Origin of the sequence: Roseivivax halodurans JCM 10272 (genome assembly GCF_000521785.1) — a bacterium.
GTDB lineage: Bacteria > Pseudomonadota > Alphaproteobacteria > Rhodobacterales > Rhodobacteraceae > Roseivivax > Roseivivax halodurans.
Genome location: NZ_JALZ01000007.1, coordinates 25,026 through 43,354, shown reverse-complemented (window position 1 = coordinate 43,354; position 18,329 = coordinate 25,026). Strand labels below are relative to the sequence as shown.

General features: G+C 67.1%; 19 protein-coding genes and 2 tRNA genes. 13 read left to right on the top strand and 8 right to left on the bottom strand.

The window, feature by feature from the left end:
* The first annotated feature begins 50 nt into the window (after positions 1–50).
* Positions 51–127 (top strand) — tRNA-Arg (locus tag OCH239_RS08450).
* Positions 128–618: 491 nt separating this feature from the next.
* On the top strand, positions 619–963 hold the full coding sequence (locus OCH239_RS23860) for an HNH endonuclease (protein WP_162149987.1): 345 nt from the start codon (positions 619–621) through the stop codon (positions 961–963).
* A 19-nt stretch (positions 964–982) separates the two neighbouring features.
* On the opposite strand, the gene OCH239_RS08435 is transcribed toward OCH239_RS23860, so the two are convergent.
* A tRNA-Ser gene (locus OCH239_RS08435) sits at positions 983–1,072 on the bottom strand.
* 246 nt (positions 1,073–1,318) lie between these two features.
* Between OCH239_RS08435 and OCH239_RS08430 the strand changes: the two genes are divergently transcribed.
* The 8 genes from OCH239_RS08430 to OCH239_RS08395 all read left to right on the top strand — a co-directional run bounded on the left by OCH239_RS08430 (position 1,319) and on the right by OCH239_RS08395 (position 8,356).
* Positions 1,319–2,086, top strand: a complete 768-nt coding sequence (locus OCH239_RS08430) for an SPOR domain-containing protein (protein ID WP_037261044.1) — start codon at positions 1,319–1,321, stop codon at positions 2,084–2,086.
* A gap of 89 nt (positions 2,087–2,175) precedes the next feature.
* On the top strand, positions 2,176–3,342 hold the full coding sequence (locus OCH239_RS08425; RefSeq protein ID WP_037261041.1) for a D-alanyl-D-alanine carboxypeptidase family protein: 1,167 nt from the start codon (positions 2,176–2,178) through the stop codon (positions 3,340–3,342).
* Positions 3,342–3,977, top strand: a complete 636-nt coding sequence (tmk, locus tag OCH239_RS08420; protein WP_037261039.1) for a dTMP kinase — start codon at positions 3,342–3,344, stop codon at positions 3,975–3,977. Before OCH239_RS08425 ends, tmk begins: the two co-directional genes overlap by 1 nt.
* A complete protein-coding gene (locus OCH239_RS08415; protein WP_037261036.1) occupies positions 3,977–5,107 on the top strand; it encodes a DNA polymerase III subunit delta' in 1,131 nt (376 codons plus the stop codon). The genes tmk and OCH239_RS08415 overlap by 1 nt, the downstream gene beginning before the upstream one ends.
* 134 nt (positions 5,108–5,241) lie before the next feature.
* Entirely contained in the window at positions 5,242–6,045 is an 804-nt protein-coding gene (locus OCH239_RS08410) for a TatD family hydrolase (RefSeq protein ID WP_037261033.1), read from the top strand.
* Entirely contained in the window at positions 6,042–6,842 is an 801-nt protein-coding gene (locus tag OCH239_RS08405; protein ID WP_037261030.1) for an MBL fold metallo-hydrolase, read from the top strand. The genes OCH239_RS08410 and OCH239_RS08405 overlap by 4 nt, the downstream gene beginning before the upstream one ends.
* A gap of 16 nt (positions 6,843–6,858) precedes the next feature.
* The gene (locus OCH239_RS08400) at positions 6,859–7,794 is read left to right on the top strand and encodes an AEC family transporter (RefSeq protein WP_037261027.1); all 936 of its coding nucleotides are present in this window, start codon (positions 6,859–6,861) and stop codon (positions 7,792–7,794) included.
* A gap of 88 nt (positions 7,795–7,882) precedes the next feature.
* Positions 7,883–8,356: a hemerythrin domain-containing protein gene (locus tag OCH239_RS08395; RefSeq protein WP_037261024.1), complete on the top strand. Its 474-nt coding sequence runs from the start codon at positions 7,883–7,885 to the stop codon at positions 8,354–8,356.
* A 51-nt stretch (positions 8,357–8,407) separates the two neighbouring features.
* Here OCH239_RS08395 and OCH239_RS08390 read toward each other — a convergent pair whose 3' ends face one another.
* Positions 8,408–9,343 carry a formate/nitrite transporter family protein gene (locus OCH239_RS08390; protein WP_084782300.1) on the bottom strand — a complete coding sequence of 312 codons (936 nt, stop codon included), beginning with the start codon at positions 9,341–9,343 and terminating at the stop codon, positions 8,408–8,410.
* Positions 9,344–9,476: 133 nt separating this feature from the next.
* Positions 9,477–10,571 carry a transglutaminase-like domain-containing protein gene (locus OCH239_RS08385; RefSeq protein WP_037261021.1) on the bottom strand — a complete coding sequence of 365 codons (1,095 nt, stop codon included), beginning with the start codon at positions 10,569–10,571 and terminating at the stop codon, positions 9,477–9,479.
* Positions 10,572–10,755: 184 nt separating this feature from the next.
* Here OCH239_RS08385 and OCH239_RS08380 point away from each other — a divergent pair, with 184 nt between their 5' ends.
* The gene (locus OCH239_RS08380; protein WP_037261018.1) at positions 10,756–11,463 is read left to right on the top strand and encodes an ABC transporter permease; all 708 of its coding nucleotides are present in this window, start codon (positions 10,756–10,758) and stop codon (positions 11,461–11,463) included.
* Positions 11,464–11,558: 95 nt separating this feature from the next.
* Here the strand turns inward: OCH239_RS08380 and OCH239_RS08375 are convergent, their stop codons facing one another.
* Positions 11,559–12,029, bottom strand: a complete 471-nt coding sequence (locus OCH239_RS08375) for an NUDIX hydrolase (protein WP_051489376.1) — start codon at positions 12,027–12,029, stop codon at positions 11,559–11,561.
* A 228-nt stretch (positions 12,030–12,257) separates the two neighbouring features.
* A complete protein-coding gene (locus OCH239_RS08370) occupies positions 12,258–12,947 on the bottom strand; it encodes a DUF1045 domain-containing protein (RefSeq protein WP_037261016.1) in 690 nt (229 codons plus the stop codon).
* 78 nt (positions 12,948–13,025) lie between these two features.
* Between OCH239_RS08370 and OCH239_RS08365 the strand changes: the two genes are divergently transcribed.
* Entirely contained in the window at positions 13,026–14,168 is a 1,143-nt protein-coding gene (locus OCH239_RS08365; protein ID WP_037261012.1) for an alpha-D-ribose 1-methylphosphonate 5-triphosphate diphosphatase, read from the top strand.
* 19 nt (positions 14,169–14,187) lie between these two features.
* Here OCH239_RS08365 and folD read toward each other — a convergent pair whose 3' ends face one another.
* From folD to OCH239_RS08350, 3 genes are all read right to left on the bottom strand, one after another.
* Positions 14,188–15,081: a bifunctional methylenetetrahydrofolate dehydrogenase/methenyltetrahydrofolate cyclohydrolase FolD gene (folD, locus tag OCH239_RS08360; RefSeq protein ID WP_037261010.1), complete on the bottom strand. Its 894-nt coding sequence runs from the start codon at positions 15,079–15,081 to the stop codon at positions 14,188–14,190.
* Positions 15,078–15,416, bottom strand: a complete 339-nt coding sequence (locus tag OCH239_RS08355; protein ID WP_084782297.1) for a chorismate mutase — start codon at positions 15,414–15,416, stop codon at positions 15,078–15,080. The genes folD and OCH239_RS08355 overlap by 4 nt, the downstream gene beginning before the upstream one ends.
* A gap of 65 nt (positions 15,417–15,481) precedes the next feature.
* Positions 15,482–17,158, bottom strand: coding sequence for a formate--tetrahydrofolate ligase (locus OCH239_RS08350; RefSeq protein WP_037261008.1), 1,677 nt, complete (start codon positions 17,156–17,158; stop codon positions 15,482–15,484).
* A 194-nt stretch (positions 17,159–17,352) separates the two neighbouring features.
* On the opposite strand from OCH239_RS08350, the gene OCH239_RS08345 reads away from it, so the two are divergent.
* Positions 17,353–18,321 carry a 2-hydroxyacid dehydrogenase gene (locus OCH239_RS08345; protein WP_037261006.1) on the top strand — a complete coding sequence of 323 codons (969 nt, stop codon included), beginning with the start codon at positions 17,353–17,355 and terminating at the stop codon, positions 18,319–18,321.
* Positions 18,322–18,329: the final 8 nt, after the last annotated feature.

Genomic DNA, 18,329 nt, shown 5'->3' with positions numbered 1-18,329 from the left:
GATCTTCCCCCTTGCGTCCCCGGGCCGTGGGAGATAGGTCACGCCGCAACGGACCGATAGCTCAGCTGGATAGAGTACCTGACTACGAATCAGGGGGTCGGGGGTTCGAATCCTCCTCGGTCCGCCACCACCTTTCTGTAAGATGTCAAGCAAAACCGACTTTCGTGTCATATTGCACATTGCTGACCCAGAAGCCGGTATATCCCGAAATCACAGCGACATTGCTCAGTTGAGCTGGCGATCTTAAGATCGGCCAATCCAGCCGTTGTCTGATCTCGGAAACCTCGCTTGGTCAAAAGCCTAGCTGCCACTCCCGGAACGAACTTCCCGCAGCTGCCGCTAACGGTGTCACATGCCGCGAGCGAGCCGGCGACTTCCTTGCTGTCGCGACTTGCGGCCAGGAACGGCGCCATTTCGATGCAGAGGTTCTGTGGTGACATCGCCTTTCCGATCAACCCGCTCTTTCGTGGTGAGAAGGTCGCCTTGGAGCAATTGGCCAGCTTGCAGGGTGCGACGTGAGCGCATTGGAGCGGGTCTCTATCCGCCACCTCGGTAAGGGCCATTTTCGCCTGAGAGACAAGTTTGCCTCCCTTCGGAGCTTCCAGCGCACGCGCATCCGTGTCTGTCCGGAGCCTAAAGGAGGCCAACAGCATCTGCGAAGCGTGCGGCGAAGCGGCTCCTTTCCTAAAGGCCGACGGCGAACCGTTTCTGGACATGCACCACGTTCTGCCGCTGGCGGCGGAAGGCCCGGATACTATCGACAATGCTGCCGCGTGCTACCCGAACTGTCATCGCCTTGTGCATCACGGAGCCGAAGCAGCATCGGCGCGCCTTCGGCTCGTCGACAACGTAACCCGTCTCAAAGACTTCCGAGCCGCGAGGGCTGAACAAGTCATGGCGGTGCAGGATGGGGGCAAAGTGGGGGGCGAGGGCAGATGTCAGGCCCATAACGCTTTGGAATGAAGCCAAATGTAGCTTCAACTGGCGGAGGCTGTGGGATTCGAACCCACGGACCCCGTGAAGGGTCAACGGTTTTCAAGACCGCCGCATTCGACCGCTCTGCCAAGCCTCCGGTATGCGGGTGTCTATGCCTGTGTTCCCGATTCTGGAAGGGTGCCGGAATTGCCGTCGCGAAGGGCATATGCCTTCCAAAGCTCCCGGCCGTTGGTTACACTTCCGATCGCGCCCGGACGCGGGCGCGGGTCGACACGCGGCAGACCGGGACAGCCGGCAGCGTGCGGGATCACGAGGACGGGCAAGGGCGAGCATGGTCACCACATCGAAGGATGAGCCCGTTTGCACAGGTCGCGGGACGGCTATGGCGACCATTCTTGCAGCCGTGGCACTCTCGGGCTGCGGTCCGGACGGGGTGAGGGCCGCCTTCGATCGCGTCAGCGGCGGGGAACAGATCGCCGGCCCGGAGACCGGTGGCGCGGCGGCGCGCGACATCGAGGCTCCGGACGTGTTTCAGACAACGGAGCCGGGATTGTGGGACGGACGTCCGTCGCTCGGCGGGGTCTGGGTTGCCCATCCCGATGTGGCGGATCCCGAGCGCGTCATCATCCGCAACCGGTCGAACGGACAGAGCGTCACGGGTGCACTCTTCAGGCGCGAGCGCGAGAGCTCCGGCCCTAAGCTCCAGGTCTCCTCGGACGCCGCCACGGCGCTCGGCATGCTGGCGGGGCAACCGGCGGACCTGACCGTCGTTGTCCTGCGCCGCGCCGGAGGGCGCATGTCCGAGGCGTCGCCAGGCGTGTCGGACGAGGCCGCGACCAGCGGCCCGGTCGATGCGCCCGCTGCGCAGCCGCCCGGTACCCGGCCGCCGGCCGCCGCCCGAAGGGCGCCGCCCTCGCTCGACCGCCCGTACATCCAGGTCGGCATCTTTGGCCTCGAGCAAAGCGCCCGCGACGCCGCGGGCGCCATGCGCGACGCCGGTCTCGATCCGGCGATCCGTGCGCAGACCGCCGGGGCCGGGTCCATCTGGCGTGTGCTCGTAGGCCCCGCACGTTCGGACGCGGAACGCTCGGCCCTGCTGGAGACGATCAAGGGCGAGGGGTTCCGTGACGCCTACGCCGTTGCGGAGTAAAGCCCGCCGCCTCATGTGACCGGGCGCGGACTCCCGCTCCCCGCCCGGTTGAGATACCAAACACCGAGCCCGCCCCATCGGAGGAGCCAATGACGATATTCAGATCACTCGCCACCGCGCTCGCCGCGGTTGTCGCCCTTGCCTTGCCGGCGCAGGCCTTCGACACCTCGGCGCGCGCCGCGTTTGTCCTCGATCAGAAGACGGGAACCGTGCTTCTGGCCAAGAACGCCGACGAGCAGATGCCGCCCGCCTCGATGTCCAAGCTGATGACGCTCTACATGGCGTTCGAGGCCATCGAGGAAGGGCGCCTGTCGCTCGACGAGCGCCTGCCGGTTTCCTCGCATGCCGCGAGCTATGGCGGCTCGACCATGTTCCTCGACACGACCGACAGGGTGCGGGTGGAGGACCTCCTTCGCGGGATCGTCGTGCTCTCGGGCAACGACGCCTGCGTGGTCATCGCCGAGGCCCTGTCGCCGGATGGAACCGAGGACGGTTTCGCCGATCTGATGACCCGGCGCGCGCAGCAGATGGGACTGACCAATTCCGTCTTCAAGAACTCCAACGGCTGGCCGGCCGAGGGACACGTGATGTCGATGCGCGACCTCGCGCTCCTCGCCAGCCACATCATCGAGGACTTTCCGGATTTCTACCCGATGTTCGCCGAACAGAGGTTCGAGTTCGACGGCCGCGCGCCGGCGAACGTGTCCAATCGCAACCCTCTGCTCGGTCTCGGGATCGGTGCCGACGGGCTCAAGACCGGGCATACCCAGGCGGCCGGATACGGGCTCGTGGGATCGGCCGAGCAGAACGGCCGCAGGATCATCTTCTCGCTGACCGGGCTCGACAGCAACCGCGCAAGGGCCGAAGAGAGCGAGGCGATCGTCAACTGGGCGTTCCGGCAGTTCGCCGAAAAGCGCATCGCGGAAGGCGGTACCCGTATCGCCACCGCCGATGTCTGGATGGGCGCGCAGCCGGAAGTCGGACTGGTTGCGGAGACCGACGTCTCGTTGCTCGTTCCGGTCCTGACCGGCGCTCCGCTCGAGGCCGAGGTCGTCTATACCGGACCGCTTGAAGCGCCGATCGCCAAAGGCCAGAAGCTGGCCGAACTCATCGTCCGCCCGGAGGGCCTGCCCGAGCATCGCGTGCCGCTCGTCGCGGAGAACGCAGTTCAGGGGGCCGGTTTCGTTAACCGGGTGATGACGGTCGGCGGCGTACTCCTGCGGAGATTCGGACCTTCTCCGCAGGACGTGATGTAATGAGCGACTCCCGATACGGCGCATTCCTGACCTTCGAAGGCATCGACGGCAGCGGCAAGTCCACCCAGTCGCGGCTTCTGGCCGAGGCGCTCCGTCAGGAGGGGCACGATGTGCTGCTGACCCGCGAGCCCGGCGGCTCCGCGGGCGCGGAGGAGATCCGCTCGCTTCTGCTCCATGGCGATCCCGATCGCTGGTCGGCGGAGACGGAGCTTCTTCTCTTCACCGCGGCGCGCCGGGACCATGTCGAGCGAACCATCACTCCGGCGCTCGAGGCGGGAAAGATCGTCATCTGCGACCGGTTCGTTGACAGCACGCGCGCCTATCAGGGCATCACGCGGGGCGACCTGCGGTCCAAGGTCGACACACTGCACGCGCTGATGATCGGGCTCGAGCCGGACCTGACCTTCCTCATCGACATCAATCCCAACATCGCTCTCGCCCGCGCGTCGAAGCGCGTGGGATCCGAGGCGCGCTTCGAGAATTTCGGAATCGAACTGCAGGCGACGCTGCGGGCAGGCTTCCTCAACCTCGCGCACCGCGCCCGCCGCTTCCGCGTTCTGGCGGGCAACCGTCCCGAGGCGGAGGTTCACAGCGACGTTCTGACCTATGCGCGCAAGTTCCTCGGTCACGTGTAATGAGCGATCCGCTTCCCGAACCGGACCGGGTCGAAGGCGCACCCCACCCGCGCGAGACGATGCGGCTCGTCGGCCAGGAGGCTGCAGAACGCGGCTTTCTCGACGCCTATGCCGGCGACCGCCTGCACCATGCCTGGCTGATCACCGGCCCGGAGGGCGTGGGCAAGGCAACGCTCGCCTGGCGCATCGCGCGGTTTCTGGTCGCGACGCCGCCCGCGGGGAGCGGGGGGCTTCTGGGGGACCCGGAGCCGCCGCAGACGCTCGACATCGGGGCCGACCACCCCGTCACGCGCCGCAGCCTTGCACTGGCAGAGCCGTCGATTTTCCTTCTGCGCCGCGGTCTGAACGACAAGGGTGACCGGATCGCCGCCGACATCCGCGTCGCCGACGTGCGCGGGCTCAAGCGCCGCATGGCGCTCTCCTCGGCCGACGGGGGGCGCCGGGCGATCGTCGTCGACGCGGCGGACGAGATGAACGTCAATGCCGCCAACGCGCTCCTGAAGCTGCTCGAGGAACCGCCGGCGAACACGGTGCTCCTGCTCGTCTGCCACCGCCCTGCGCGGCTCCTCCCGACAATCCGGTCGCGCTGCCGCGAGCTGCGCCTCGCCGCCCTCGGTCCCGACGAGATGGCCGAGGCGCTGAGCCTTGCCGGAGCCGAGGTGTCGCCGCAGGAGACGGAGGCCCTGACCGAGCTCTCGGCAGGGTCCGTCGGAGCGGCGTTGCGGCTCCTCAATCTCGGCGGGCTGCAGCTCTACGGCGACCTCGTCGACCTCATGGGTACGATGCCCGACATGAGCCGGCCCAAGGCGCTTGCCCTTGCGGACAGGGTGGCCACACGCGGGAGGGAAACGCAGCTCGACCTGCTCATTTGGCTCACCGATCTCGCGCTGGCGCGGCTTGCCCGGACAGGTGTGACCGGCACGCCGCCGGCGCGGGCCGCCCATCCCGAAGAGCCGCGGCTTCTCGCGCGGCTCGCGCCCGACCCGCGGGCCGGACGGGCCTGGGCCGAGATCGCGCAGAGCGCCGGGGATAGGGCACGCCATGGGCGGGCCGTCAACATCGATGCCGCCGCGCTCATCTTCGACATGGTCTCCCGCATCCGGGACACCGCGGCGGATGTCGCCGCCTGATCGCGAGGCGCCACGCGACAGCCGCGTCCCTTTAAGCCGCTCGCGCGATCGTGCGCGGGGTGGCTGCCTTGACCCTCTCCCGGCGATCCTAGATACCTCGCGGCACGCCCCCGAGCCCGAGAGGACGCGACCTCATGAGCGACGCTCTCATCACCGACAGCCATTGCCATCTCGACTTCCCCGATTTCGGCGAGACGCGGGATGAGGTGATCGCGCGCGCCATCGACTCCGGCGTGCACCGCATGGTGACCATCTGCACCAAGCTGAGGACCGAGCCCGCCGTCCGCGCCATCGCCGACGCGCACGACGCCGTCTTCTACGCTGCGGGCACCCACCCGATGAGCGCGGCGGATGAGCCTATGGCAACCGTCGAGGAGCTGGTCGCGCTGGCGCGCCATCCGAAATTCGTCGGCATCGGCGAGTCGGGGCTCGACTACCATTACACCGCCGAGAGTGCCGAGGTTCAGAAGCGCAGCCTCGGGGTCCATATCGAGGCCGCGCAGGAAACCGGTCTGCCGTTGATCATCCATGCCCGCGACGCGGACGAGGACATGGCGCGCATCCTGACCGAGGGCTACAAGCGCAGGCCCTTTTCCTGCGTCATGCATTGCTTCTCGTCGGGCGAGGCGCTGGCGCGATCCGCGCTCGATTGCGACTTCTACCTGTCGATGTCGGGCATCGCAGCCTTCCCGAAGTCGAAGGAGCTCCGCGCGATTTTCGAGGCGGCGCCGCTCGACCGCATCCTCGTCGAGACCGACAGCCCCTATCTCGCGCCTCCGCCCTATCGCGGCAAGCGCAACGAGCCGTCCTACACGGTCCATACGGCAAAGGTCGGCGCGGAGGTCTTCGGACTCTCCTACGCCGAGTTCGCCGCCGCGACCGAGGCCAATTTCGACCGGCTCTTCTCCAAGGCGGCCGCCTGGGCCGAGGCGGCATGACCGGCGAGAGACGTTTCACCATCCTCGGCTGCGGATCGTCGGGCGGCGTGCCGCGGCTCGGCGGCCATTGGGGCGCGTGCGATCCCGACAACCCGCGCAACATGCGGCGGCGCTGCTCGCTGCTCGTCGAGCAGGAGACCGAGGGCGGGACGACCACCGTCCTCATCGACACCTCGCCGGACCTGCGCGCCCAGCTTCTCGACGCGAATGTCGGGCATCTCGACGGGGTGGTCTACACCCACGCCCATGCCGATCACGTGCACGGCATCGACGATCTCCGGATGATCGTCTTCAACACCCGCGAGCGGCTGAAGGTCTGGGCGGACGGGCCGACCTGCGACAACCTCATCAACCGCTTCGGATACGCCTTCACCCAGCCGGCGGGCAGCCCTTATCCCCCGATCCTCGAGATGAACCCCATCGACGGCCCCGTGACGGTGGAGGGTGCGGGCGGTCCGGTAACACTGAACCCGTTCGAGGTGAATCACGGCAGCGTTGACGCCCTCGGCTTCCGCATCGGCGACGTCGCCTACCTGCCGGACGTGGCCGAGATCCCGGCAGAGGCATGGCCGATGCTGGAGGGTCTCGACTACTGGATCCTCGACGCGCTCCGCCGCGAGCCGCACCCGACGCATGCGCATCTCGCCAAGTCGCTGGAATGGATCGAGGCAGCGGCCCCGAAACGCGCCATCCTCACCAACATGCATATCGATCTCGACTACGAGACGCTCGCTCAGGAGACACCCGGACATATCACCCCGGCGCATGACGGCCTCGTCCTGAGAGTGCCGCTTTGACGCCCCGAGCGGACTGATGCAGGCGCTTCTCGAAGTCATCCTGCCCGTCTTCCTCGTCATGGGCGCGGGTTACCTTGCGGTCTGGCGCAATCTCTTCTCGGAAAGCGGCGTCGACGGCCTCATGGCCTTCACGCAGAACTTCGCGATCCCCTGCCTTCTCTTCCGCGCGATCTGGACGCTGGACCTCGGGCAGAGCTTTCATCCCGCGCTCCTCGTCAGCTTCTATGCCGGCTCCGCAACGGGATTCTTCCTCGGTCTCTTCGCCGGGCGGCGGCTCTTCAACCGGTCCTGGGAGGATTCGGTCGCGATCGGCTTCTGCTGTCTCTTCGCGAACTCGCTCCTCCTCGGGCTTCCTATCACCGAACGCGCCTACGGAGCGGGTGCGCTCGATGCGAACTACGCCATCATCGCGATGCATTCCCCGTTCTGCTACGGGCTCGGCATCACCGCGATGGAGATCGCCCGCGCTGGCTCGTCCGGGACCCGCGCGGCCGCCCTGCCGCTGCAGGTCCTGAAGGCAATGTTCCGCAACGCGCTGGTGATCGGCATCGCCCTCGGTGCGGCCTTCAACCTCCTGAATCTCGGGCTGCCCGGCCCCGTCGTGGACGCGCTCGACATGCTGATACGCTCCGCGCTTCCCGCCGCGCTCTTCGGCCTCGGCGGCGTCCTCTACCGGTACCGGCCCGACGGCGACTTCCGCATCATCTTCTTCGTCTGCGCGGTGTCGCTCCTGCTGCATCCGGCGATCACCTGGACGCTCGGCAGCGCGTTCCAGCTGTCGGACCCGGACTTCCGCTCGGCGGTAATCACCGCCGCCATGGCGCCGGGGGTGAACGCCTATGTCTTCGCCAACATGTACGGCCGCGCCCGGCGCGTCGCGGCCTCCTCGGTCCTGATCGCGACGGGGCTTTCCGTGATCACTGTCTGGTGCTGGCTCGCGCTCTTGCCGTGAGCGCGTGACGAGCAGGGCGCGGCCGCTACATCACCGGCAGCGGCGCGCCCCGCGCCCTTCGAACAGCTTCAGAACGGAATCAGACACAATGTCCATCTACGAGGCCATCAAGGCCGACCACGAGAACCATCGCAAGCTCCTCGCGACCATCGCCGAGACCGAAGGCGCATCGGAGGACCGCAAGGCCGCCTGGAACGAATTCTTCCACGACGTGAAAAGCCACGCGGCCGCGGAGGAGGAGACCTTCTACTCCAAGCTCATGTCCAAGACCTGGGGCCAGGACAGCGCGCGGCATTCCGTCGAGGAGCACGCGGAGATGGACGACCTGATGGAAGAGCTTCAGGGCATGGACATGTCGAGCCCGGCCTGGCTGCAGAAGTTCAAGCAGCTCAAGCACGATTATGAGCATCACATGGACGAGGAAGAGGACGAGGTCTTCGGCCGTGCGAAAGAGGTGATCCCGGAAAGCGAGATCGAAGGCTACGGCAAGACCTTCAAGGACCGCAAGGCCGAAGAGCTGAAGCTGGTCGAGAAGAAGCGCCAGGACAGTCTAGAAGACTGACGAGGCAAGGGCGCGCCGCCTTTCGGCCGGCGCGCCCGGACGGCCGGGAGATCACTCTCCGGGCTGCCCCTGCATGTTCCTCCGGGTGCCGTTTTCCCGGTCACGCTTCTCTTCTTCCTTGTGCGCATCCGTCTGATGGTCGATCTCCGCCTTGACCTGACCGTAGGCGAGCAGGGCGAAGAGGCCCGTGCCGCCGATGACGTTGCCGACGAAGCTCGGAAGGATCAGTCCGAACCAGCATTTCGCAGCGGTGATGTCGCCCGAAAGCCAGAGGATGAAGGCCTCGTTCGATCCCGCCACCACGTGAGTGAAGCCGCCCATCGCGATCAGGTAGGTGAAGAGGAAGATCACGAAGATCTCGAACCCCTCCGACGAGGGCAGCATCCAGACGACGGCGGCGATGAAGAAGCCCGCCGGCGCCCCGTAACGCAGCGCCTCGGCCCACGTGTATTCGGAGAAGTGGTGCGAAATCGCCTTCATCCCCTCGACATATTCGGGCGGAACGGTTCCGCCGTGAGTGGTCAGGAGCGCCACGAAGAACGTGCCGACGAGATTGGCCGCAAAGACCACCGCCCAGAGTCGCGCGGCGCAGCCGAAGAGCGACAGCGACTTGTCCTTCAGCACCGGAAGGACGACGGTGATGGTGTTTTCCGTGAAGAGCTGGATCCGCCCGAGGATCACGAGGATGAAGCCGATCGTGTACCCCATGTTCTCGATCGGCCCCTGGTAGGGGTGGTTCGCGAATATGGTGTGCAGGATCCCCTCGGCTAGGATCGAGGAGGAAATCCCGACGCCCGCGGCAATCCCCGACCACCAGAGCGAGCTCAACGGGCGCTTGATCTCTTCCCGGCCTTCGAGATTGATCACCTCGTAGACGGCGCGGGGCGCCAGCGCCCGGTGTTTCGCGATCTGGAGCGCTTCTTCGCGGGAATAGGTCGCGGAATGAGGGCCATCGCCCTCCAGATCGCGGGAAGTCTTGTCGGTCATTGATGTATCCGGAGCCAGGCGGCGCTACGCGCCGGCGTTAGTCGCAGTAACGCCGCGCGCCCAGACAGGTTCCCGAGTGACCTTCGGAATTCCGAATGTCAGCACGCAGGCGTTCCGCGGCACGCCTGTCCGGTCAGCCGATCTCCCGGGCGGTGATCGTGTAGGCGAAGCTTTCCGGATCGAGGGGATCCCGGCGGTCGCCCGCGATCTCGGCCTGCGGATACATGAGGAACGGCACCGGGTCGTTGGCCGAGCCTGGCAGACGCACGTCATGGGCGAAGTTGTAGCCGACCCAATTGCCTTCCCAGGCCCCGAACAACGTCCGGCGCGCCGCCTCGACCTTGGGGTGGTCGAGCGGCAGGTCCTTCGGCGGCTCCTCAAGCATCACCTTACGCACGTCGGCGGGGTCCGCCGGAACCCATCCGAACTCGCTCAGGAAGACCTCGGCCCGGCAGTGCTGGGCGCCGGTGACGTTGGACGATCCCGCGCCGAGGCTCTTGTAGCCGAACTCGGACGGCGCGACGCGAATGCCGTAGACATCCCGCGCGGGCAGGCCCGAGGCACGCGCGAGACCCACGAAGAGCGCGTTCAGGTCCGCGCATTTCCCGGTCAGATCGCCCATGTGCAGCATCGACGCGATATCGCCGAGACCGCAGCCGCGCGTCTCGGGGTTCCGGGCGCTGTTCTCGACGACCCAGTCGTAGATCCGGCGCGCCTTGTCGAAGTCGCCGGACGCCCCGTCGGTGATCTGCGCAGCAGTCTCCTGCACGATGCCGTCGGTCGGAATGAGGTCGGTCGCCGCGGTGTAGCGCGCGCGGTCCGCCTCGCTCAGGGGGGCGACGTCCTGCGGGGTGGTCAGGTCGATATACCGGTCCTCGATCCGCGCGGTGGCTGTGACCTCGATGACCCGCTCGCCGGCGCCTGCCTCCCAGGTCGCGTGGACCATCTCCGCACCGCTCTCGGGGTCCGTCTTCGTCTCGACGGTGTCGGCGCTGGTCTTCCATTGCGCGGAACCGGAGTTCATCCAGCCCGGCTCGGTGATGGAGGGAACCGGCACCCAGACCTGCGCGGGCTCCGAGGTTTCGGGAAGGACGATGCGCGTCGTGAGCTCGAACCGGCGCCAGCCGTCCGGTCGCGGCGTGAAAGCGGCGCGGGCGGCGTGAGGCAGCAGGGCAGAGGCTGCGGATGCGGCGCCGAGCGCCATAAGGGTCCGTCTGGTCAGGATCATGTCGCAACTCCGTGTTCGCAGGCGCGCTGCTACAACTACGCCTCCCAGCGTGCAACCGCCAGGCTGCGCGGCGCAGCCGCCCCGGCATGACGAGGACAGAGGTGGCGACTTGTTACAAGTCTCTCTTGATCTGCGCGTCATTTCCCGCATCCTGCCGCCCGAACACCCGAAGGAGCGGTAAACCTTGCAGGATATTGCAGAAGCATTCTCGCTCGCGCTGACGCTCGTGTTCTCCGGCGATGCCGATCTCTGGGAGATCGTGGCCTTGTCGCTGCGCGTCAGTCTGACCGCGACGGGGCTCGCCTGCCTTCTCGGCTTTCCCTTCGGGGCCATCGTCGCCATCGCGCGGTTCCGCGGCCGCGGCGCGCTGATCATCTTGATGAACGCGCTGATGGGATTGCCACCGGTCGTCGTCGGCCTTCTGGTCTACCTGCATCTCTCGCGTTCGGGACCGCTCGGGTTCCTCGGCCTCCTCTACACGCCGACCGCGATGATCATCGCGCAGACCATCCTCATCGCGCCCATCGTCGCCGCTCTGTCCCGACAGGTCCTTGAGGATCTTCACGGCGAGTATGCCGAGCAGTTCCGTTCGCTCTGCCTGACGCGCCGCCAGACGGCGCAGGCGCTGTTATGGGATGCGCGCTATTCGCTCATGACGGTCGCGCTCGCAGGTTTCGGCCGGGCGGTGGCCGAGGTCGGTGCGGTCATCCTCGTCGGCGGCAACATCGATCATCTCACCCGCGTCATGACGACGGCGATCGCGCTCGAGACATCGAAAGGGGATCTGCCGCTGGCCCTCGCGCTCGGCATCGTGCTCCTGGTGCTGGCGCTCGGGGTCAATGCCGGTGTTCAGGCCCTGCGCGTCGGCGCCGCACGCAGCGCATATGCCTGACATCGTTTTGTGGGGCGTCCGGTCCCCGCGACTCATCTGCGCGCTGCCGCCGGGAACAAACCAACCGCGGCGTTCCGTGCATCGCGGTGGACCTGCTAGATCCGCTTGGCGAATTTGGCGGGCAGGAAATCCTTGTCCGAATGAAGTTTTAGGAGCAGCTGCACGAGATCGGGTTCGTCCACGCGTTTCGCCGCGCTCCGGAGGTCGAACCAGCGGCGCGTCCGCTCCTTGCGCTCCTTCCAGCGCTTCTTCAGCTTCTCGACCACCATCGGGTAGACCGTCACATGGCAGGCGATGTCGGGCTTGCCGCCCATGCGCTTGACGTAGTGATACGCGCCGATCGGAACCTTGCCGACGAACCCGGTTGCACCGGCTTCCTCGAGCGCCTCGATTTCGGCGGCGGACCAGAGCTTCTTTCCGTCCATCGGCCAGCCCTTCGGCATCACCCACCGCTTCGTGTCGCGCGAGGTCACCATGAGCACTTCGAGCCCATGCTTCTTTGACCGCCGCAACGGGAGCGCAGCGATCTGCTGTTCATCCAGACATTTGCATTGCGTATCGAGCATGTGTGGGTCGCCGTCGATCAGTGACTTCACAGGGTAGACTACCAGAAGTCCGTAACAAGACCGTTGGCGCTACCGTGAATTGTTGTCGAAAGCCGCGGAACCTGCGTCGGGTGACGCCGCGACGCCACAAGATATGCCCGAGCGGGTGCTGCGTCATTTCGGTTCGGTGTCCCGCACCGTTGTTTTCCCGTCCGCAAGGGGCGGGCGGACGGTAATGGTCTCCGACCTTCAGCCGGTCAGGTCGAAGCGGTGAAGCAGGTGAAAGAAGCCGTCCTGCGCCTCCCCGAAAAGGCAGATCGACCCGATCACGAAGGGTTGTGGCAGAACGGGGTCGATCCAGTGACCGAGCGCCTCGCGGACGTGCCCGCGCTCTTCCTGCGGCAGGGGACCGGTGAGGGTGATGTGAAACCGGAACTCCTCCATCACGTACGGATAGCCCCATGTCTCGAGCAGCCGGTCCTGCCGCATCGACAGCGAGGCCTTGCGGCGGCGCGCGAGCTCTTCTGCCGAGGGGGCGGCGCGATGCGCGTCGAGACGCGACACAGCCGCCCCGGCCAGCGCCTCGAGCGGACCGGGATCGCCGTCCGGCACGAGCGCGAGAAACGGACCGATCGACACGAGCTTCAGCGCCCGGAAGCTGACCGGCGACATGGCAGCGGCGAGGTCACCAATATCGGCCGCCAGCGCATCCTGCGACGAATACGGCGCAAGCCGGAAAGGCGGCTTCATGGTCGCGTGAAGCCCGTATTTCCGCGGCCTGTCCGTCAGTTCGGCAACGGGTCGCGGCAGGCCCGGCACGTCGGGGTGTTCGCGCGGCTCGCCGGTCGCCGCGTCCCAGCCGAGCCAGCGCGCGCCGAAATCGGCGAAGGCTCCGGGCTCGGGCGCGTAGTAGATGGCAAAGCGCTTGTAGTCCGTCATGGGCTCTGGCCTAACCTTGTCGGTGTCACGTTGCAGTGTCAGGCAGGATTTCAAACAGCTCGGGAGCGAGCGGGCAAGATGACCGAGACCATTCTGACCAATGCGGAGATCGTGCGCGAGGACGAGGTCCTGCGCGGCACGCTGGTGATCCGCGGTGGCGAGATCGCCGAGATCTCTCCCGGGCGGAGCGGCGCGCCGGGAGCGATCGACTGCGGGGGCGATCACCTCATCCCGGGCCTGATCGAGCTCCACACCGACAATCTCGAGCGCCATATCGAACCGCGGCCGCGTGTGGACTGGCCGCACATGACCGCGATCCTCGCCCATGACGGCGAGCTCGCGAGCGCGGGGATCACCACCGTCTTCGACGCGATGCGCGTCGGATCGGTGATTTCGGACGGACGCGAGGATTACCGCAAATACGCCCGCGAGCTGTCGCGGGAGCTCTTCGATCTGCGGGGCAGGGGCGTGCTGCGGATCAGCCACTTCCTGCATCTGCGCGCCGAGGTCTGCTCTGAGACCCTGCTCGAGGAGCTCGGCGAATTCGGCGACGAGGACCGGGTCGGCATCCTGTCGATCATGGACCACACGCCGGGCCAGCGGCAGTTCCGCGACGTCTCGAAGCTGCGCGACTACGTGCTCGGCAAGCACGGCGGAAACGAGGCGGATTTCGAGGCGCATCTCGACAACTTGCGCGGGCTGCAGGCTCGGTTCGGCGCGGCCCACGAGGCGGGCGCGGTCGATGCGGCACGGCGGCTCGGCGCGGTGCTCGCCAGCCACGACGACACGACCGAGGCGCAGGTCGCGACGAGCGCCGGGCACGGCGTCCGGCTCGCCGAGTTTCCCACGACCGAGGAAGCCGCGGGCGCCTGTCACGCGCACGGGATCGCGGTAATGATGGGCGCGCCGAACCTCATCCGGGGCGGCTCGCATTCCGGCAACGTGGCGGCCCAGCGGCTGGCCGAGGAGGACCGCCTCGACATCCTGTCCTCCGACTACATCCCGTCCTCGCTGATGCTCGGGGCGTTCCGGCTCGGGGATCTCTGGGGTGACCTGCCCCGCGGCATCCGCACCGTGACGGCGGCCCCGGCGGACGCCACCGGCCTGACCGACCGCGGCCGTCTCGCCGAGGGCCTCCGCGCGGATGTCGTCCGGGTGACCCGCCTCGCCGGCACCCCGGTGGTGCGAAGCGTGCACGCGGCCGGGCGCCAGGTCGGCTGATCCCCCCGGGGGAGATTGCTCAGACCGTCAGGTCCTCCGGCTCGGGCACCCCGTTGGCGCGGCAGCAGGCGGTGATGGTGTTGGCCAAAAGGCAGGCGATCGTCATCGGGCCGACACCGCCGGGCACAGGCGTGATCGCGCCCGCGACCTCGGAGCAGCTCGCGAAGTCGCAATCGCCGACGAGCCGGGTCTTGCCGTCGCCCGCATCGATCCGGTTGATGCCAACATCGATGACCGATGCGCCGGGCTTGACCCAGTCCCCCGGCACCATCTCGCGCCGTCCGACCGCGGCGACGAGGATGTCGGCGCTGCGGCAGACCTCCGCGAGGTCCTTCGTCTTCGAGTGTGCGATGGTCACCGTGCAGCTGTCGCCGAGGAGAAGCTGCGCCATCGGCTTGCCGACGATGTTCGAGCGCCCGAGAACTACCGCGTTCAGGCCCGCGAGCGAGCCGTGGTGATCCCGCAGCAGCATCAGGCAACCGAGCGGCGTGCAGGGCACCATCGACTTCTGGCCGGTGAAGAGGAGGCCGGCATTGGCGATGGTGAAGCCGTCCACGTCCTTGGCGGGCGAGATCGCGTTGATCACCATGTTGGAATCGATGTGGTCCGGAAGCGGCAGCTGGACGAGGATGCCATGCACCGCCGGGTCCGCGTTGAGCTGGGCGATGAGCGCCAGCAGCTCGTCCTGCGATGCCGAGGCGTCGAGCTTGTGCTCGTAGGAGTTCATCCCCGCCTCGACCGTCTGCCGGTTCTTGGAGCGGACATAGACCTGGCTTGCCGGATCCTCGCCCACGAGCACGACGGCGAGGCCCGGGATGATGTCGTGCTCGGACTTCAGGGTGGAGACGTGGTCGGCCACGCGGGCCCGGACCTTGGCGGAAAATGCCTTGCCGTCGAGAAGTGTCGCGCTCATGACCTGTCCTCTTCTGATGTTCCGTCGGTCGCCGGCTCAGCGCCGGTGCCGAGCACCCGTTCCTCGCGCCGGATCGACCATTCGATCAGGTCCCGCCACAGCCTCTCGGCAAGGTCCGGATCGAATCCGGCCTTGGCGGCCCCGCCGCGCGCATTGGCGACGACCTCCTCGACGCGGGCCTCGATCCGGGCGGGCAGGCCCTCTTCCGGCTTGAGCTCCGCCGCCCGGTCGATGAGCCGCGCCCGATAGGCCAGCAGGTCGATGAGCGCCCGGTCGGTCGCGTCGACCTCGCGCCGCAATTCGGCCATGTCGGGCAGATCCTCGGGCGGGCGCATGTGTCTCTCCATCGGGGCCGGGTACCTTGCGCGTTGTGCGTCATGCCCGCCCCGATGGCAAATGTTCAGAACAGCCCCTCGACCTCGCCGGCATCGTTGAGGCGGATCACCTCCGCCGAGGGCTGTCTCGGCAGGCCCGGCATGGTCATGATCTCGCCGCAGATCGCGACGACGAAGCCCGCCCCCGCCGACAGCCGCACCTCGCGCACCGGCAGGTCGAAGCCGGTGGGCGCACCGCGCTGCCCGGGATCGGTCGAGAAGGAATCCTGGGTCTTGGCCATGCAGACCGGCAGGTTGCCGTAGCCCTGATCCTCCCATTCCTTGAGCTGCGCGCGGATCTTGCCATCGGCGACGACGGCGCCGGCGCGGTAGATCTTGTGGGCGACGGCCTCGATCTTCTCGAAGAGAGACATGTCGTCCGGATAAAGCGTGCGGAAATCGGCCTTGCCGCTGTCGGCCACCTCGGCGACGCGCGTCGCCATCTCGGTCATGCCCTTCGAGCCGTCGGCCCAATGCTTGCAGAGGATCGCCTCCGAGCCCTGACCCTCGACATAAGCCTTCACCGCCGCGATCTCGGCTTCGGTATCGCCGGCAAAATGGTTGATCCCCACGACGACCGGCACCCCGAAGCCCTTCACGTTCTCGATGTGACGCCCGAGATTGGCGCAGCCGGCCTTCACGGCCTCGACGTTCTCGGCCCCGAGATCTCCCTTGGCGACGCCGCCGTTCATCTTCATGGCCCGCACCGTGGCGACGACAACCACGCAGTCCGGCGCGAGGCCCGCCTTGCGGCACTTGATATTCATGAATTTCTCGGCCCCGAGATCCGCGCCGAAGCCGGCCTCGGTCACCACATAATCGGCGAGCTTGAGAGCGGTTTTCGTCGCGATGACCGAGTTGCAGCCATGCGCGATATTGGCGAAGGGACCGCCGTGAACGAAGGCGGGGTTGTTCTCGAGCGTCTGCACAAGGTTGGGCTGCATCGCGTCCTTGAGAAGCACCGTCATCGCGCCGTCGGCCTTGATGTCGCGCGCATAGACGGGGCTCTTGTCCCGGCGGTAGGCGACGATCATCGCGCCGAGCCGCTCCTGCAGGTCCTTGAGGTCCTTCGCGAGGCAGAGAATCGCCATGACTTCGGACGCGACCGTGATGTCGAAGCCGGTCTCGCGCGGAAATCCGTTGGCGACACCGCCGAGCGAGGTGGTGATCTGCCGCAGCGCCCGGTCGTTCATGTCCATCACGCGCCGCCAGGTCACGCGGCGGATGTCGATATCCTCCTCGTTGCCCCAGTAGACGTGGTTGTCGATCATCGCGGCGAGGAGGTTGTGGGCGCTGGTAATGGCGTGGAAGTCGCCGGTGAAGTGGAGGTTCATGTCCTCCATCGGCACGACCTGCGCGTAGCCGCCGCCCGCGGCACCGCCCTTCATCCCGAAATTCGGACCGAGCGAGGCCTCGCGTATGCAGATGCAGGCCTTCTTCCCGATCGCGTTCAGTCCGTCCCCAAGCCCGACGGTCGTCGTGGTCTTGCCCTCGCCCGCGGGGGTGGGATTGATCGCGGTCACGAGGATCAGCTTGCCGCTCTGACGATCCTTGAGCCCGTCGATGAAGTCCTGAGAGACCTTGGCCTTGTCATGTCCGTAGGGCAGCAGATGGTCGGCGCCGATCCCGAGGCGTTCGCCGATCTCGAGGATCGGCTTCTTGCGGGCCGCGCGGGCGATTTCGATATCGGTCTTTGGGGCCATTCCGCTTCCTCCCTCGGGCAGGTGTCCGAGGCATCAAGCACGGCTCCGCCTCGGCGGACAAGCAGTGATGCGTCGCAACCCGGGGCGAAGGCCGCAGCTTTTGGTCGTAGGGCAAGCCCTTGGACGCTGTCGGCGATGGTAATGGGATGCGCGGGACGTCATACCTGTAGCGTCAGGCGGGAGGGATGCGAGACATGGCGAAACCGAAGGTTCTGGTGACGCGGACATGGCCGGAAGCGGTCGAGGCGCGGCTGTCGCGGGACTACGACGTGACTTTGAACGCGGACGATACGCCGATGAGCGCGGACGAGATCGGCGCGGCGCTCGGCGAATACGACGCGGTCTGCCCGACGGTGTCGGACAAGCTGCCCGCGCGCTGTTTCGAGGACGGCCTGCGGGCAAAGATCCTCGGCAATTTCGGCGTCGGCGTGAACCATATCGATCTCGAGGCGGCGCGGGGCGCGGGCCTCACGGTCACCAACACGCCGGGCGTACTGACGGATTGCACCGCCGACCTCGCCCTGACGCTGATGCTGATGCTCGCGCGGCGGGCCGGCGAAGGCGAGCGGGAGCTGCGCGCCGGAAACTGGACCGGCTGGCGGCCGACGCACATGATCGGCCGGAAACTCTCGGGACGGGTGCTCGGCATCGTCGGCATGGGCCGCATCGGCATCGCGACGGTGCGGCGGGCGCAGGCGGGCTTCGGCATGAAAGTAGTCTACTACAACCGCTCCGAGCCCGGCGCAGACGCGATGGCCGGCCTCGACGCGCAGCGGCTCGAGACCGTCGAGGCCGTGATGGAGGCGGCGGACGTCGTGTCGCTCCACATTCCCGGGGGCGGCGCCAACCGGCACATGATCGGGGCGGACCAGCTCAAGCTCCTCGGACCCGACGGGCTCCTCGTCAACACCGCACGCGGCGACGTGGTGGACGAGGCGGCACTCGTCGCGGCGCTCGAGGCGGGCGAGATCGGCGGCGCTGGCCTCGATGTCTACGAGGCCGAACCGCAGGTGCCAAAGGCGCTGATGACGAGGCAGGACGTGGTGCTTCTGCCGCATCTCGGCTCGGCCACGCGCGAGACGCGGGAGGCGATGGGGCACATGGTGGCCGACAATCTCGATGCCTTCTTCGCAGGGCGCGATGTGCCGAATCCGGTGGGCTGACCCGAAAG

Bases quoted from the DNA above. Each gene is read 5' to 3' on its own strand.
- OCH239_RS08430 (WP_037261044.1), top strand. From the start codon at position 1,319: ATGGCGACCATTCTTGCAGCCGTGGCACTCTCGGGCTGCGGTCCGGAC.
- OCH239_RS08425 (WP_037261041.1), top strand. From the start codon at position 2,176: ATGACGATATTCAGATCACTCGCCACCGCGCTCGCCGCGGTTGTCGCC.
- tmk (WP_037261039.1), top strand. From the start codon at position 3,342: ATGAGCGACTCCCGATACGGCGCATTCCTGACCTTCGAAGGCATCGAC.
- OCH239_RS08415 (WP_037261036.1), top strand. From the start codon at position 3,977: ATGAGCGATCCGCTTCCCGAACCGGACCGGGTCGAAGGCGCACCCCAC.
- OCH239_RS08410 (WP_037261033.1), top strand. From the start codon at position 5,242: ATGAGCGACGCTCTCATCACCGACAGCCATTGCCATCTCGACTTCCCC.
- OCH239_RS08405 (WP_037261030.1), top strand. From the start codon at position 6,042: ATGACCGGCGAGAGACGTTTCACCATCCTCGGCTGCGGATCGTCGGGC.
- OCH239_RS08400 (WP_037261027.1), top strand. From the start codon at position 6,859: ATGCAGGCGCTTCTCGAAGTCATCCTGCCCGTCTTCCTCGTCATGGGC.
- OCH239_RS08395 (WP_037261024.1), top strand. From the start codon at position 7,883: ATGTCCATCTACGAGGCCATCAAGGCCGACCACGAGAACCATCGCAAG.
- OCH239_RS08390 (WP_084782300.1), bottom strand. From the start codon at position 9,343: ATGACCGACAAGACTTCCCGCGATCTGGAGGGCGATGGCCCTCATTCC.
- OCH239_RS08385 (WP_037261021.1), bottom strand. From the start codon at position 10,571: ATGATCCTGACCAGACGGACCCTTATGGCGCTCGGCGCCGCATCCGCA.
- OCH239_RS08375 (WP_051489376.1), bottom strand. From the start codon at position 12,029: ATGCTCGATACGCAATGCAAATGTCTGGATGAACAGCAGATCGCTGCG.
- OCH239_RS08370 (WP_037261016.1), bottom strand. From the start codon at position 12,947: ATGACGGACTACAAGCGCTTTGCCATCTACTACGCGCCCGAGCCCGGA.
- OCH239_RS08365 (WP_037261012.1), top strand. From the start codon at position 13,026: ATGACCGAGACCATTCTGACCAATGCGGAGATCGTGCGCGAGGACGAG.
- folD (WP_037261010.1), bottom strand. From the start codon at position 15,081: ATGAGCGCGACACTTCTCGACGGCAAGGCATTTTCCGCCAAGGTCCGG.
- OCH239_RS08355 (WP_084782297.1), bottom strand. From the start codon at position 15,416: ATGCGCCCGCCCGAGGATCTGCCCGACATGGCCGAATTGCGGCGCGAG.
- OCH239_RS08350 (WP_037261008.1), bottom strand. From the start codon at position 17,158: ATGGCCCCAAAGACCGATATCGAAATCGCCCGCGCGGCCCGCAAGAAG.
- OCH239_RS08345 (WP_037261006.1), top strand. From the start codon at position 17,353: ATGGCGAAACCGAAGGTTCTGGTGACGCGGACATGGCCGGAAGCGGTC.